Origin of the sequence: Allobranchiibius sp. GilTou38, from assembly GCF_017565325.1 — a bacterium.
In the GTDB taxonomy this organism is placed as follows: Bacteria; Actinomycetota; Actinomycetes; order Actinomycetales; family Dermatophilaceae; genus Allobranchiibius; species Allobranchiibius huperziae.
This window is the reverse complement of the sequence record NZ_JAGEKN010000008.1, coordinates 157,759-172,367: the sequence shown is the minus strand read 5'-3', so window position 1 is coordinate 172,367 and position 14,609 is coordinate 157,759. Positions and strand designations below refer to the sequence as shown.

Sequence of the window (14,609 nt, the reverse complement as noted above, 5' to 3'; positions counted from 1 at the left end):
CCGTATGACGAGCATCGCGGTCGCCGCTCCCAGCAGGCTGGCGACCGATGCGGCGCTCGCCGTCGCACACGCCGGAGGAAGCGCCGTGGACGCCGCGATCGCCGCGGTGATGGTGGCCTACGTGACCGAGCCGGGCATCGTCAGCGCGCTCGGCGGTGCGTTCGTCAACGTCTGGGCCGCCGACGGCTCCCCTGTCGTGATCGACGGCAACTGCGAGATGCCGGGGCACGGCCTTCCCCGAGAACGCTTCGGCGAGGGGCTGCGGGAGATGTCGCTGAACTACGCCGGCGGCATCACCGTCTACGGCGGCGCCGGATCCGCTGCCACTCCGGGATCGTTCGCGGCCTTCGCACTGGCACGGGAGCGGTTCGGTCAGGCCTCCCTGGCGGATGTGCTCGCACCCGCGGTCGCCGCTGCACGCGACGGGTTCGAGCTCGGCTCGCGGCCGGCAGCTATCTGCAGTTGGTCGGCGACCCGCTCTACGCCTTCGACCCGGTGACGCGCGAGGCACACTTCCAGGACGGGGCGCCGCTCGGCCCGGGCGACACGATGACCAACTCCGACCTCGCGGACACCCTCGAAACGATCGGCCGGCGGGGATTCTCGACGCTGTACGACGGCGACCTGGCCGACGCGGTCGCCGAGCACGTCCAGCGCGAGGGCGGTCTGCTGACCAGGGCCGACCTCGCGGCGTACACCGCGACGGCCCGCCCCGCGAACCGCACCCGCCTCGGCCGCTGGGACATCGCCACCAACCCGCCCCCGTCCATCGGCGGTCCGGTGCTCACCACCATGCTGCGGATGCTGGCCGAGACCGGCACCGACCCCGCTGCGCTGATCGACGTACAGACCCGGGTGCTGCGCTACCGGGAGGCGCACCTGGACACCGCCGTCGACCTGGCGGCCGCCGGCACCGCACTGCTGAACGGTGCCACCGACGATGCGCGCGCCGCCCTGTCGACCAGCGGTGACACCGTGCAGGTGTCCGTGGTCGACGCGACCGGCACCGCGTGCGCGATCACCTCGTCGGCCGGATACTCCTCCGGCGTCACGGTGCCCGGCACCGGACTCGTCCTGAACAACTGCCTGGGCGAGCCGGAGCTGAACCGTCTCGGACTGCACGCCCTGCCGCCCGGCACCCGCATCGCCTCCAACATGGCGCCGACCACGGCGCGCAGCGACGACGGGGGTCTGCTCGCCATCGGCAGTCCGGGCGCCGACCGGATCACCTCGGCGCTCATGCAGGTGATGGGGCGCTACTGCCTGGCCGACGCCGACCTGCAGGAGGGCATCGACGCACCGCGGCTGCACGTGCAGCTCGTCGGCGACCGCGAGGTCGTGCAGCACGAGCCCGACCCCGCCATCGAGGCGGCTCTGGTCGGTCGGGATGCCGTGGCGCACCCGCCCCGCGCCATGTACTTCGGCGGGGTGGGGGCGGCGTACCGCTCGGGTGACGGGACGCTCTTCGCGGCGGCCGATCCACGCCGCGCGGCGGCGACCGCCGTCGGCTGACCGCCCACCCCGGCGCAGGTAACGCCGACAGCCACCGGTCGGCCTGTGGCTCTCGGACCTACCTGTGCCACCGTCGGCAGCGCAGCGGCACCGAGCCCTGAGAGGATCGGGCCATGGTCATCCTCAGCAGGATCTACACCCGCACCGGCGACGACGGCAGCACCTCGCTCGGCGACTTCAGCCGCACCGGCAAGAACGATCCGCGCCTGGTCGCGTTCGCCGACGTCGACGAGGCCAACTCCTGCATCGGCGTGGCGGTCGCGGCGGGTGAGCTGCGCGCGGACCTCACCACGATGCTGCGTCGCATCCAGAACGACCTCTTCGACGTGGGCGCCGACCTGTGTACGCCGCTCGTGGCCGACCCGGAGCACCCGCCGTTGCGCGTTCAGGCAGCCTGGGTCGATGAGCTGGAGGCCGACTGCGACCGGCTCAACGAGGAGCTGGAGACGCTGCGCTCCTTCATCCTGCCCGGCGGATCGGTCGGAGCAGCCCACCTGCACCTCGCGCGCACCGTCGCCCGGCGCGCCGAACGCTCCACCTGGGCCGCGATCGCCGAGTACGGCGACGGCGAGGCTCCCGCGGGCACCGGCGAGCCCGGCGGGGTCAACCCGCTCACCGCGCGCTACCTCAACCGCCTCTCGGACCTGCTCTTCCTCGCCGCCCGCACCGCTAATCTCGACCACGGCGGCGACGTGCAGTGGAAGCCCGGCGGCGGTCGCTGACCATCCAGCCGAGTGGCATACGAATGTTTCGGGTGCACCCCGCAGGAGTGCGCCACTGGACACACATGTATGACACTCGACGGAGGCGGATCAGTCGAGGACGGCCCAGCCGTGCGGGTCGACGGTGAGGCGGTCGCCGGCACCGGACGCCGAACCCGCTTGCAGCGACAGCCCGTCCGCGTCGACCCCGTAGCCGTCGTCGCTCAGGTTGAGCGCGATGCGCAGTCGTTCGCCACCGTCGCCGCTCACGTCGTAGACCATCGTCGCGTTGGCGAGTTCGACCACCGAGGTGTGTGCGGTGTGCAGCCACGGATGGCGCCGGCGCAGCCCGATCAGCTCCTGGTGCAGCCGCAGCGTGGGCTCCCCCAACGGTGACAGCTCGTCCGGGTCCGGGGGAAGTGACGGGCGGATCTCGTCGTCGCCCCCGACGCGCTCCTGCTTCACGCCGCGGAACGCCTGCTCGTCGCCGTAGTAGATGCTCGGTGTGCCACCTACGGTCAGCAGGACGACCACGGCATGCGCGACGTGACGCTCGTCGGTGATCTGGCTGGCGATGCGGGTGACGTCGTGGTTGCCGACGAAGGTCAGCGGCACGAAGGCGTCGAGGAAGTCGTCGTGCCGCTGCAGCGCGGCGGCCAGCTCGAAGAGGTTGCCGTCGTGCATCGAGCTCCAGATGGCCTTCCACAGCTCGTACTGGGTGAGCGAGTCCATCCCGGACTCGCTCACGATGCCCGCGTAGTCGCCGTGGATCACCTCCCCCACGATGTACGCGTCGGGGTGGCTCTCCCTCACGGCGGGCAGCACCCGCGACCAGAAGGCGGGCGGCACCGCGTACGCCGCGTCCAGCCGCCAGCCGTCCGCACCGCGGTCCAGCCAGTGCCGCATCACGTCGGTCACCATCTCGACGACGGCCGACGAGGAGTGGTCCAGGGCGACCAGCTGGGAGTGGCCCTCGAAGTCGTCGTACTCCGGCGGGCCGTCCGTGCCGGAGGGCCAGCGCAGCCGAAACCACCCGGCGTACGCCGAGTCGGCGCCGTGGGCGAGCACGTCCTGGAAGGCGGGGTGCTCGCGCCCGACGTGGTTGAAGACCCCGTCCAGCAGCACCCGCACGCCGCGTGCGTGTGCCGCCTGCACGAGGGCGTCGAAGTCCGCGTCGGTGCCGAGCCGGTCGTCGATCCGCCGGTAGTCGATGGTGTCGTAGCCGTGCGTACTCGAGGCGAACACCGGTCCCAGAGCCATCCCGGATGCCCCGAGGGAGACCGCGTAGTCGAGCCAGTCGCCGATCCGCGTGAGCGCCGGTGTCGGCGACCGGGACGCCCCGGTCGTGTCGGCGCCGGCCACCCCGAGGGGGTAGACCTGCCACCAGACGACGTGCTGCACCCAGTCGGGCTCGGTCACTCTCACGCGACGTCGGCGTGGATGCCGGGCGGCGCCGACTCCGACCAGGAGCGCAACGCCGTGTAGTCGGCGTTGTTCATCGCGATCTCGAAGGTCCGGTCGTCGATGCGACAGGTGACCCGCACCGGATCGGTCAGCACCATCGAGGAGCTCTTGGGGGCGGGCCGCGGCGGACCCAGCTCGAGATCACCGCGCCGCCATACCTGCGAAGGGCGCACCGACATGCTGCGCATGCCGTACCAGCGCACGCTCGAGGCCGACACCTGAGCCTGGCCGAGGCGGAAGTGCGGGCCCTTCTGCACCGCCACCAGGTATGCCGTGTGACCGCGCCCGATCGATCGGTTGCGCAGCACGAACGCGACGACTGCCGCCGCGATCAGGGCCAGCAGGACACCCAGACCGAACGCGACCAGCTCACTGGAGTGCAGGAAGCTCTTGCTCACGGGACCGGGCGCCCTGCTCTACCGATACGCCGTCAGCTCAGAAGTCGGAGGCGTCGACGGTCTCGGCGACGACCGTCACCTTGTCGTTGTCGACCGAGACGAAACCACCGTCGATCTTGGCGACCCGACGCTGACCGTCGGCGGGGTCGATGCGCACCTCGCCGTCGACGAGCACCGACAGCAGCGGTGCGTGGCCGGGCAGGATTCCGAGCTCACCCTCGGTGGTGCGGGCGCTCACCCCGTTCGCCTCGCCCTCCCAGACCAGACGGTCGGCGGCGACAAGTTGGACGTCGAGTGGGGCCACGGTGCTACTCCTTGTGGTGAATCAGAAACAGAACCGATGCGGATACGCGCGAAGCTGCTTATCAGGCGCGGAGCGACTGTCAAGCAACTTCGTACGTACCGCACTAGGTCGGGCGCCGGGATGCGGGGTGTCGCACGGCGCCGGCCGGGTCTGTCGGACCCGCCAAGCCTACCGGGTACCCGCCGGATTCCAGTCGGCCTGTCCCCGGGCCGGCGCCCCCGGGCGGATACCATCGCCGGGTGCCGATCCCAGTGACCACCGTGCTCGGCAAGGTCGTCCGTCGCGCAGCCCTCGCGCGCGGTGGAGGCTCGGCCTTCCCCGGCCTCTTCGTCGAGCGTCTCGACCCGTCGTACGTCCGCCGCGTGCTCGCCACCCTGCCCCGCGGGGTGGTCGTCGTCAGCGGCACCAACGGCAAGACCACCACCACCAAGATCGTGGTGGACCTGCTGGAATCGCAAGGCCTTCGGGTCTTCACCAACCGCACCGGCAGCAACTTCGTCCGCGGCGTCGCGGCGGCCCTGCTCGGCGCGGTCGACGTCCGCGGTCACCTGCCGGCCGACATCGCGGTGCTGGAGCTCGACGAGGCGCACGCGGTGCACTTCGTCAAGGAGATCGCACCGCGTTACTGCCTGCTGCTCAACGTGATGCGTGACCAGCTCGACCGGTTCGGTGAGATCGATCACACCGCCCGGATGCTGCAGTCGATCGCCCGCGCCACGACCGAGGCCGTCGTGGTCAACCGCGACGACCCCCGACTCGGTGCGCAGGTCTTCGCCGAGGGCATCACCGGCCCGACGCTGCGCAGCTACGGCACGAGCGCCGCGCTGTCCGCGAGCTTCCCCTCCGACGACAACCTGTACGGCGGCTCGGAGGGCGCGCCCCACCCGGCCCCCGCGACCTACGTCGACGACACCCAGCTGGACTCCTTCGAGGGCGACCGGGCGGACATCTCCTACGCGGGCGGCAGTCACAGCGCGCACCTGATGCTGACCGGCGTCTACAACGTGCTCAACGCGACGGCCGCCATCGCGCTCACGCGGGCGGTCCTCGGCGGCGACCTGCGCGAGCCGCAGATGTTGGAGGCGCTGTCGAAGGTGCGCCCGGCGTTCGGCCGCGGGGAGACCCTGCAGATCGACGGGCAGACCTGCGCGATGGTGCTGGTGAAGAACCCGGCGGGATTCCGGCTCGCGCTCTCGTCGTACGACCCGGCCGACACCGCGACCATGATCGCGATCAACGACAACTACGCCGACGGACGCGACATGAGCTGGCTCTGGGATGTCGACTTCGCGTCGTTGCGCGCGGGCGGGGTCACCACGGTCGCCGGCGTGCGCGCGTACGACATGGCGCTGCGCCTGCAGTACGACGACGTGCCGGTCGGGGTGGTGACGCCCGATCCGGAGCGCGCGGTCGAGGAGTTCCTGCGCTCGACAACGGGGCAGGACAAGCGTATCTACTGCACCTACACGGCCATGCTGGCCATCCGAAAGGTGCTCGGCACCAAGGGCGCTCTGGACAAGGTGGTCGCGTGATGAGCAGGCCGGTCCGCATCCTGCAGCTCTACCCGCGGGACATGAACATCTACGGCGACTGGGGCAACACCCTGGTGCTGAAGCAGCGCCTGGCCTGGCACGGGTACGACCCGGAGGTGCTGGACTACAACCCCGGCGACGCCTTCCCGGACGACGTCGACCTCATCGTCGGCGGCGGCGGGCAGGACAGCGGGCAGATCGTCATCGTGGACGACCTGCAGAAGATCGGCCCGCGCCTGCACGATCTGGCCGAGGCCGATGTGCCGATGCTCGTGGTGTGCGGGCTCTACCAGCTCTTCGGCCACCACTTCGACACTGCCGTCGGGCGGCGGCTGCCCGGCATCGGTCTCCTCGACGTGCACACCGTCGGCGGCACCACCCGTCTCATCGGCAACATCACCACCCGCCACCCCGATGTCGGCGAACTCGTGGGCTACGAGAACCACAGCGGCAAGACCTACCTCGGTGCGGGCGCCCAGCCGCTCGCGACCGTCGTACAGGGCGCGGGAAACAACGGCGAGGACGGCACCGAGGGCGCGCGGCACCGCAACGTGCTCGGCACGTACCTGCACGGGTCGGTGCTCCCGAAGAACCCGCGGCTCGCGGACCGGCTGCTCGCACAAGCCGTCGGCAACCGTCACGGCGAGTTCTCCCCCGGCCTGGTCGACGACCGCTACGCCGACGAGGCCCGCCGCGTGGCCATGTCACGCCCTCGCTGACGACCCCGTGACGCTCAGCCTGCTCGGTGCGCTCGCTGCGGCGATCGCGTACGGCGCCGCGACCATCCTGCAGGCGATCGGCGTACGTCGGCTCTCCGCACTGCCGTCCGACCCGGGGTGGCGCGCCCGCGTGCCGGGTGCCTCGATGTACTTCTGGGGGTTGCTGCTCGACGGCCTGGGTTTCGTCTTCTCCGCCGCCGCGCTGCGGACCCTGCCGCTGTTCCTGGTCGAGTCGGCGGTGGCCTCATCGGTGGCCTTCACCGCGGTGCTCGCCGTGCTCTTCCTCGGAGTCCGCTTGCGCGGCAGGGAGATCGGCGCGCTGGTCGGGGTGGTGCTCGGTCTTGCGTTCCTGGCGGTGAGTGCTCACGAGGGGCCGGCCAAGCACGTCGGTCATCTCGCCGGGTGGATGCTGCTGGCGGCCGCGGCGGTGGTCGCGGCGGTGATCGCTACGGGCTGGTGGGCGGTACGCGACGCCGGGTCGTCGGCGCTCACGCTGGCCGCGGCGGCCGGCGCCGGCTTCGGGATGGTGGGCGTGGCAGCGCGCATCCTGTTCATCCCCCACGACTGGTGGCGGCTGCTCGGCGAAGTGACGTTCTGGGCACTCGTCGCGCACGGCGTGCTCGCCACCGTCTGTTACGGGCTCGCGCTCGACCGCGGCCGTACAACCACGGTGGCCGCCGTCACCTTCGCCATCGAGACCGTGCTGCCGGCCGCGATCGGGCTCGCCTTCCTGGGCGACGACGTACGCCGGCACCTGGCGATCGTCGCGGTGCTCGGGTTCGCGGTCACCCTCGGCAGTTGCGTCGCGCTGGCTAGCCGCGCCGAGCCCGACCCCGGCTGACCGGCCCGCCCCCGCCCATCGCGCGTCGACGGGGTGTGCCGATGTGCGTCCTCGGCGGACAGTCTGCGTCGGTGCCCCCGGTTTGCGTTGGTGGCCAGTGCTGCAGCTCTGGTCACAGACGCAGAAACCCCCACCTCGACCCCGTACGCGGCGCGGCCTACACAGACCCGAACGCCGGAACGGCCACCCGGGTGTGCCGGGTGGCCGTTCTGGATGAAACGGGTGGGACCGAAGCGATCAGTCGCCCTGCTCGTGCAGTTCCTTCGCGCGGCGCTCGACGTCCTCGAGGCCACCGCACATGAAGAACGCCTGCTCGGGAGTGTCGTCGTAGTCGCCGTCGGCGATCTTGGTGAAGCCCTCGATCGTCTCCGAGAGCGGCACGGTCGAACCCTCGATGCCGGTGAACTGCTTGGCGACGTAGGTGTTCTGGGACAGGAAGCGCTGGATCCGGCGGGCCCGGTTGACCAGCACCTTGTCCTCTTCAGACAACTCGTCGATACCGAGGATCGCGATGATGTCCTGCAGTTCGCGGTTGCGCTGCAGGATCCCCTTGATCCGGACGGCCGTGTCGTAGTGGTCCTGCTCGATGTAGCGCGGGTCCAGGATGCGCGAGCTGGAGCTCAACGGGTCCACCGCGGGGTAGATGCCCATCGAGGCGATGTCACGCGAGAGCTCGGTCGTGGCGTCCAGGTGCGCGAACGTCGTGGCGGGCGCCGGGTCGGTGTAGTCGTCGGCCGGCACGTAGATCGCCTGCATGGAGGTGATCGAGTGGCCGCGGGTGGAGGTGATGCGCTCCTGCAGCACACCCATCTCGTCGGCCAGCGTCGGCTGGTAACCCACCGCGGACGGCATCCGGCCGAGCAGCGTGGAGACCTCGGAACCGGCCTGGGTGAACCGGAAGATGTTGTCGATGAAGAGCAGCACGTCTTGGTTCTGCTCGTCGCGGAAGTACTCCGCCATCGTCAGCGCCGACAGGGCCACGCGCAGACGCGTGCCCGGCGGCTCGTCCATCTGGCCGAAGACGAGGGCGGTCTGGCCGAGCACGCCGGCCTCCTCCATCTCGACCATCAGGTCGTTGCCCTCACGGGTGCGCTCACCGACACCGGCGAACACCGAGACACCACCGTGGTCGCGGGCGACGCGGGCGATCATCTCCTGGATCAGCACGGTCTTGCCGACACCGGCGCCACCGAAGAGGCCGATCTTCCCGCCCTGCACGTACGGCGTGAGCAGGTCGATGACCTTGATGCCGGTCTCGAACATCTGGGTCTTGGACTCCAGCTGGTCGAACGCCGGCGAGCGGCGGTGGATGCCCCAGCGCTCCTTGATGTCGAGCGTCTCGCCGTCCTTGAGGTTCAGGCAGTCACCGGTGGCGTTGAAGACCTTGCCGAGGGTGACGTCGCCGACGGGCACGCTGATCGGGCCGCCGGTGTCCTGCACCGGGGCGCCGCGCACGACGCCGTCGGTCGGCTGCAACGAGATCGCGCGGACCATGTTGTCGCCGATGTGCTGCGCGACCTCGAGGTTGACGTGGGTCTTGCCCTCGCCCTCGATGTTCTCGCCGGTGAGGTCGACCTCGAGGGTCAGCAGGTTGTAGATCTCGGGCATCGAGTCGACCGAGAACTCCACGTCGACGACGGGTCCGATGACGCGGGCGATCCGGCCGACGCCGCCCGCCTCGCGGGCGGTCTGGTCCTTCTCTGGGGTGGCAACTGTGCTCATGTTCAGTCCTTCGTCGTAGCCGGGTCAGCTGGCGTCTTCGAGCGCGCTGGCCCCGCCAACGATCTCGCTGATCTCTTGGGTGATCTCCGCCTGGCGCGCCTGATTGGCGAGGCGGGAGTAGGTCTTGATGAGTTCCTCGGCGTTGTCGGTCGCGGACTTCATCGCGCGCTGGCGGGCGGCCAGCTCGGAGGCGGCCGACTGCAGCAGCGCGTTGAAGATGCGTGCCGTGACGTACTTCGGCAGCAACGCGTCGAGAACCTGTTCGGGGCTGGGCTCGAACTCGTACAGCGGCGCGACGGCATCCGCCTGACCATCGCCATCGACGTCGTCGGAGTCGCTGATCTCCAGCGGCAGCAGTCGCAGCACCACCGGCTCCTGCACGACCATGTTCTGGAAGCGCGTGTAGACCAGGTGCACCTCGTCGATGCCGCCGTTCTCGGCTCCCTTGCGGAAGTCCTCCACGACGCGCTCGCCGATCTCGCGGGCCACCTCGAAGGTGGGGCTGTCGGAGAAGCCCTCCCAGGTCTTGGTCGCCTCACGACGGCGGAACCGGTAGTAGCCGATCGCCTTGCGGCCGAGCAGGTACGGGGAGACCTGCTTGCCCTCGTTCGTGAGCTTCTCCACGAGCTCGGCGCTCTTCTTCAGCGCGTTCACCGAGTATGCGCCCGCGAGACCGCGGTCGCTGGTGAAGATGACGACGCCCGCGTTCTTGGGGTCGTCCCGCTCGGTGGTGAGCACGTGGTCGGTGTTGGAGTGGGTCGCCACGGCCGAGCACGCACGGGTCAGTGCCAGCGCGTACGGGGTCGACTTGTTGACGGCCTGACGCGCTTTGACCACCCGGGACGCCGCGATGAGCTCCATCGCGCGGGTGATCTTCTTGGTGGACTGCACCGAGCGGATGCGCTGTCGGTAGACCCGCATTTGCCCTGCCATGAGTGCCCTTCCGTTGTGGTGATCGAGAACGAGAGTGGGGATGCCCCGGTACGCGCGTACCGGGGCGCCCGCTCAGTCCTGCTTGCTCTTCTGCCGGGCGATCTTCGCCTGGTCGACCTCGTTGCTGTCGATCTCGTCGTGCGACTCGGCGCCGGGGCCGGAGTCGCCCTTCTTGGCGGTGGGCTCGAACTGCTGCTTGAACTTCTTGACGGCCGACTCCAGCGCGCTGCGGCTGTCGTCGTCGAACTTCTGCGTCTCGCGGATCGAGTCCAGGGTGCCCTTGTCCTCGCGGCGCAGGTACTCCAGGAACTCCCGCTCGAAGCGGCCGATGTCCTCCGGCTCGATGTCGTCGATCTGACCGGTCGTGCCGGCCCAGATGCTGACGACCTGGTCCTCCAGGGGGTACGGCGCGTTCTGCGGCTGGCGGAAGAGCTGCATGAGCCGCTCACCGCGGGCCAGCTGACGGCGCGAGGCAGCGTCCAGGTCGGAGGCGAACATCGCGAAGGCCTGCATCTCGCGGTACTGCGCGAGGTCGACCTTGATCGAACCGGTGACGGCCTTGAGGGCCTTGGTCATGGCCGCGCCACCGACGCGGGAGACGGACACACCGACGTCCACGGCGGGACGCTGGTTGGAGTTGAACAGGTCGGCCTGCAGGTAGATCTGACCGTCGGTGATCGAGATGACGTTGGTCGGGATGTACGCCGAGACGTCACCGGCCTTGGTCTCGATGATCGGCAGACCGGTCATCGACCCGGCGCCCAGCTCGTCGGACAGCTTGGCGCAACGCTCCAGCAGACGGCTGTGCAGGTAGAACACGTCGCCGGGGTAGGCCTCGCGGCCCGGCGGGCGACGCAGCAGCAGCGACACGGCGCGGTAGGCCTCGGCCTGCTTGGACAGGTCGTCGAAGACGATGAGGACGTGCTTGCCGTCGTACATCCAGTGCTGGCCGATGGCCGAGCCGGTGTACGGCGCGAGGTACTTGAAGCCGGCCGGCTCACCCGCGGAGGCGTTGACGATGGTCGTGTACTCCATCGCTCCGGCCTCCTCCAGGGCGCCGCGGACCTCGGCGACGGTGGAGTTCTTCTGGCCGATGGCGACGTAGATGCAGCGGACCTGCTTCTCCGGGTCGCCGGACTCCCAGTTGGCCTTCTGGTTGATGATCGTGTCGGTCGCGATCGCGGTCTTGCCGGTCTTGCGGTCGCCGATGATCAGCTGACGCTGGCCGCGGCCGATCGGGGTCATCGCGTCGATGGCCTTGATACCGGTCATGAGCGGCTGGTGCACCGACTTGCGCTGCACGACGGTCGGCGCCTGCAGCTCCAGGGCGCGGCGCGCGTCGGGCTTGATGTCGCCCAGACCGTCGATGGGGTGACCGAGCGGGTCGATGACCCGACCGAGGAACGCGTCGCCGACGGGCACGGAGAGCACCTCGCCGGTCCGCTTGACCTCCTGGCCCTCCTCGATGCCGTCGAACTCGCCGAGGACGACGACGCCGATCTCGTGCACGTCGAGGTTCAAGGCCAGACCCAGGGTGCCGTCCTCGAAGCGGAGCAGCTCGTTGGTCATGGCCGAGGGAAGGCCCTCCACGTGGGCGATGCCGTCGCTGGCGTCGCTCACCCGGCCGACCTCTTCGCGCGCGGCGGCGCCGGGCTCGTAGGAGGAGACGTATCCCTCCAGGGCGTCCCGGATCTCGTCTGCGCGGATCGAGAGCTCCGTCATCTTCTTCTCCTTCGTGTCGGCCGCTGCGGCCGGTCAAGCATGGGCTGTCGGTTCAAGGTGACCGGCGTACGCCGGCCTGCGTGCATCAGCTCGACATCAACCGTCGGGCTTCGTCCAGTCGATTCGCGAGGCTGCCGTCGATGACCTCGTCACCGACCTGCACCCGGACGCCGCCGACGACCTGCGGGTCGACGATGACGTTGACCTGCACCTCGCGGCGGTAGATCTGCGTCAGCGCACGCGCCAGCCGCTCCCGGTGGTCCTCGTCGAGGGGGTGGGCGACGAACGCGGTGGCGGTCAGCTGCTCGCGCAGCCGTGCCGCCGTCGCGACGTAGGAGTCCAGCACCCGCTCGTAACGCCGGCCACGGGGATGGTCGGCGGCCTGGCGCGCCAGCAGCTCGGTCTCGGGTGCGACCTTGCCGTCGAGCAGGGTGCGCACGAGGCCGCTCTTGTCCTCGCCGCTGCGCTGCGAATCGGTCATCGCGTCGCGCAGCTCGGGGTTGCCCGCCACGATCCGCTCGAAGCGGAAGAGCTCGTCCTCGACCTGGTCGATCCGTCCCGCGCGGTCGGCGCCGGTCAGGACCGCCTCGACGGCGAGTCCGTCCGCGGCGTCGGCCAGATCGCGCTCGGCAGCCCACCGCGTGTTCGCGAGGGCCCGGACGACGGCGAGGGTCTGGTCGCCCACCTTGCCGCCGAAGAGACGGTCGGCGAGACCGGCCTTGGCGTCATCCGTCGCCGACGGGTCGGCGAGCGCACGCCGCAGCGAGGCGCTGCTGTCGAGCACCGAGGTCACAGCGAAGAGCTGCTCACCGACGGCGCCCGCGTCGGCCCCGTCCGAGAGCTGCTCGCGCAGCGTGCCCCGTACGGCAACGTACGACGCCCGCGAACTGCCATCCATCAGTTGCCCGCCTCGGCGTCCGACGTGCCGGTGGACCCGACCTTCTCCGGCCTGACGTCGCCGGACTCCAGGTCCGCCAGGAAGCGGTCGACGATCCCGCGGCGACGGGTCTCGTCGTCGAGGGACTCACCGACGATGCGGCTGGCGAGGTTGGTCGAGATGGTCCCGACCTCGTTGCGCAACTGCACCGACGCCTGCTGACGCTCGGCCTCGGTCTGCTTGTGCGCAGAGGCCACGATCCGCTCGGCCTCCGTGCCTGCCTGCTCCCGGGCCTCGGCGATGATCGTCGCGCCCTGCGCCTTGGCCTCTTCGCGGATGCGCGAGGCCTCCGCACGAGCGTGCGTCAGCTGCTCCTCGTACTTCTCCTTGGCAGCGGCGGCCTGGGCCTGCGCTTCCTCGGCCTGTGCCATCCCGCCCTCGATCGCGGCGGTGCGCTCGTCGTACATCTGCTCCAGACGCGGCACGACGAACTTGGCGTAGAGGGCGTAGATGACCGCGAACGCGATGATCCCGATGATCAACTCCGCATAGTGCGGAATGATCACGTGACCGGCTTCGGCCCATGGGCTCTCCGCAGTGACCTGCGTTGGTATGTGCACGGCTTAGTCCTTCTGTCCGCGGGTCGGGCTTGATTGACGTACGTCGAGGTGTTCGTCCAGATCAGGTGAAGACGAAGCCGAAGACCAGACCGAGCAGGGCGAGCGCCTCGGCCAGTGCGAAGCCGATGAAGGCGATGGTCTGCAGCTGACCGCGGACCTCCGGCTGACGGGCGACACCGTTGATGTATGCCGCGAAGATCAGGCCGATGCCGATCCCGGGGCCGATCGCGGAGAGGCCGTAGCCGACGATCGAGAGACTGCCCTTCATTGTGTTTCCTTTCGTTGGCGAGTCGACTCGGATGTCGACACGTCGGACGTATGAGAAGTCTGGTGCTGCCTCAGTGCTCTTCGGCCAGTGCGCCGGCGATGTAGATGGCCGCCAGCATGGTGAAGATGAAGGCCTGCAGGAATTCGATGACCAGCTCGAAGAGCGTCATCACGATGGTGAAGAGGAAGGACACCACGCCGGCGCCCCGGATGCCGATGTTGCCTCCGTGCAGCAGCATGTACTCCCCGCCGACGGTGAACACCAGCAGCAGCAGGTGACCGGCCAGCATGTTGCCGAAGAGTCGCAGAGCGAGAGTCAGGGGTCGGGTGATGAAGAACGTCACCAGTTCCAGGATGTAGACGAACCAGCCGATCCACCCGGGGATTCCCGGCGGCATGATCGACTTCAGGTAGGGCCATACACCGCCCTTCGCACGGACACCCACCACGTGGTAGCAGACATAGACGATGAGTGCGGCCACGATCGGGAATGCGATGCGGCTGAACGTCGGGAACTGCACGAACGGGATGATTCCCGCCAGATTGTTGACCAGGATGACGGTGAAGAGAGTGAACAGCAGAGGCAGGAAGCGCCGGAAGTCCTTGCTGCCGATGACGTCGCGACCGATGGTGTCGCGCACGAACCCGTAGACCAGTTCAGCCTTGAACTGCCGCTTGCTCGGGACGACCTCCAGCTTGCGGCTGACGGCGACGAAGAACCAGCCGAGCAGGCCCACCGAGAGGAGGAGGACCAGGGCGGGGCGGGTGAAAGCGAACGCGCCGTTGCCGACGAGCGGCTGCCAGAGGTCGGCGACGCCGGGAGCCTTGAACCCGCCGTCTGCGACGACCGCTGCGTGGGGGGCGGCCGCGGCAGCGAGTGTCGCGCTCACAGGGTCTCCTTCGTCGTCATGGATTCAGCAACTGTCCAGCTTGTGGTGCCACCTTCTGATGCGATTGACAGCACGCACCGTGGTGGCGGTGGACGGTGGTGGCTCAC

Annotated in this window: 16 protein-coding genes; 6 read left to right on the top strand and 10 right to left on the bottom strand. The window is 69.5% G+C overall.

Going from position 1 to position 14,609, the window contains the following annotated elements:
• Positions 1–4 precede the first annotated feature (4 nt).
• The 3 genes from JOB34_RS18150 (at position 5) to JOB34_RS12350 (ending at position 2,234) form a co-directional block, all read left to right on the top strand.
• Positions 5–499, top strand: a complete 495-nt coding sequence (locus JOB34_RS18150) for a gamma-glutamyltransferase (protein WP_347813851.1) — start codon at positions 5–7, stop codon at positions 497–499.
• Positions 463–1,512, top strand: a complete 1,050-nt coding sequence (locus JOB34_RS12355) for a gamma-glutamyltransferase (protein WP_347813850.1) — start codon at positions 463–465, stop codon at positions 1,510–1,512. The genes JOB34_RS18150 and JOB34_RS12355 overlap by 37 nt, the downstream gene beginning before the upstream one ends.
• A gap of 113 nt (positions 1,513–1,625) precedes the next feature.
• A complete protein-coding gene (locus JOB34_RS12350; protein WP_208053000.1) occupies positions 1,626–2,234 on the top strand; it encodes a cob(I)yrinic acid a,c-diamide adenosyltransferase in 609 nt (202 codons plus the stop codon).
• A 90-nt stretch (positions 2,235–2,324) separates the two neighbouring features.
• On the opposite strand, the gene JOB34_RS12345 is transcribed toward JOB34_RS12350, so the two are convergent.
• Genes JOB34_RS12345 through JOB34_RS12335 form a run of 3 tightly spaced genes read right to left on the bottom strand, consistent with a single transcriptional unit; the run spans position 2,325 to position 4,379 of the window.
• Positions 2,325–3,632 (bottom strand): alpha-amylase family glycosyl hydrolase, encoded by a 1,308-nt coding sequence (locus tag JOB34_RS12345; RefSeq protein WP_208052999.1) that lies wholly within the window; start codon positions 3,630–3,632, stop codon positions 2,325–2,327.
• 2 nt (positions 3,633–3,634) lie between these two features.
• On the bottom strand, positions 3,635–4,075 hold the full coding sequence (locus tag JOB34_RS12340; RefSeq protein WP_208052998.1) for a DUF2550 family protein: 441 nt from the start codon (positions 4,073–4,075) through the stop codon (positions 3,635–3,637).
• Between the two features lie 37 nt (positions 4,076–4,112).
• Complete coding sequence (locus tag JOB34_RS12335) at positions 4,113–4,379, bottom strand: F0F1 ATP synthase subunit epsilon (RefSeq protein WP_179482021.1); 267 nt, start codon at positions 4,377–4,379, stop codon at positions 4,113–4,115.
• 245 nt (positions 4,380–4,624) lie between these two features.
• Between JOB34_RS12335 and JOB34_RS12330 the strand changes: the two genes are divergently transcribed.
• From JOB34_RS12330 to JOB34_RS12320, 3 genes are read left to right on the top strand one after another with little or no spacing between them, the layout of a single operon-like run.
• Positions 4,625–5,911 carry a Mur ligase family protein gene (locus JOB34_RS12330; RefSeq protein ID WP_208053088.1) on the top strand — a complete coding sequence of 429 codons (1,287 nt, stop codon included), beginning with the start codon at positions 4,625–4,627 and terminating at the stop codon, positions 5,909–5,911.
• Entirely contained in the window at positions 5,911–6,630 is a 720-nt protein-coding gene (locus tag JOB34_RS12325) for a glutamine amidotransferase (protein WP_208052997.1), read from the top strand. Before JOB34_RS12330 ends, JOB34_RS12325 begins: the two co-directional genes overlap by 1 nt.
• Before the next feature lie 7 nt (positions 6,631–6,637).
• Entirely contained in the window at positions 6,638–7,471 is an 834-nt protein-coding gene (locus JOB34_RS12320; RefSeq protein WP_208052996.1) for a hypothetical protein, read from the top strand.
• Positions 7,472–7,708: 237 nt separating this feature from the next.
• On the opposite strand, the gene atpD is transcribed toward JOB34_RS12320, so the two are convergent.
• The 7 genes from atpD to atpB form a co-directional block, all read right to left on the bottom strand.
• Entirely contained in the window at positions 7,709–9,193 is a 1,485-nt protein-coding gene (atpD, locus tag JOB34_RS12315; protein ID WP_208052995.1) for a F0F1 ATP synthase subunit beta, read from the bottom strand.
• A 24-nt stretch (positions 9,194–9,217) separates the two neighbouring features.
• Positions 9,218–10,126 (bottom strand): F0F1 ATP synthase subunit gamma, encoded by a 909-nt coding sequence (locus JOB34_RS12310; protein ID WP_208052994.1) that lies wholly within the window; start codon positions 10,124–10,126, stop codon positions 9,218–9,220.
• Positions 10,127–10,198: 72 nt separating this feature from the next.
• Positions 10,199–11,848, bottom strand: coding sequence for a F0F1 ATP synthase subunit alpha (gene atpA / locus JOB34_RS12305; protein WP_208052993.1), 1,650 nt, complete (start codon positions 11,846–11,848; stop codon positions 10,199–10,201).
• A gap of 85 nt (positions 11,849–11,933) precedes the next feature.
• A complete protein-coding gene (locus JOB34_RS12300) occupies positions 11,934–12,746 on the bottom strand; it encodes a F0F1 ATP synthase subunit delta (RefSeq protein ID WP_179482034.1) in 813 nt (270 codons plus the stop codon).
• Positions 12,746–13,345, bottom strand: a complete 600-nt coding sequence (locus tag JOB34_RS12295; RefSeq protein ID WP_343048524.1) for a F0F1 ATP synthase subunit B — start codon at positions 13,343–13,345, stop codon at positions 12,746–12,748. Before JOB34_RS12295 ends, JOB34_RS12300 begins: the two co-directional genes overlap by 1 nt.
• 61 nt (positions 13,346–13,406) lie before the next feature.
• The gene (gene atpE, locus JOB34_RS12290) at positions 13,407–13,613 is read right to left on the bottom strand and encodes an ATP synthase F0 subunit C (protein WP_179482036.1); all 207 of its coding nucleotides are present in this window, start codon (positions 13,611–13,613) and stop codon (positions 13,407–13,409) included.
• Between the two features lie 70 nt (positions 13,614–13,683).
• The gene (gene atpB / locus JOB34_RS12285) at positions 13,684–14,502 is read right to left on the bottom strand and encodes a F0F1 ATP synthase subunit A (RefSeq protein ID WP_208052992.1); all 819 of its coding nucleotides are present in this window, start codon (positions 14,500–14,502) and stop codon (positions 13,684–13,686) included.
• Between the last annotated feature and the right edge of the window lie 107 nt (positions 14,503–14,609).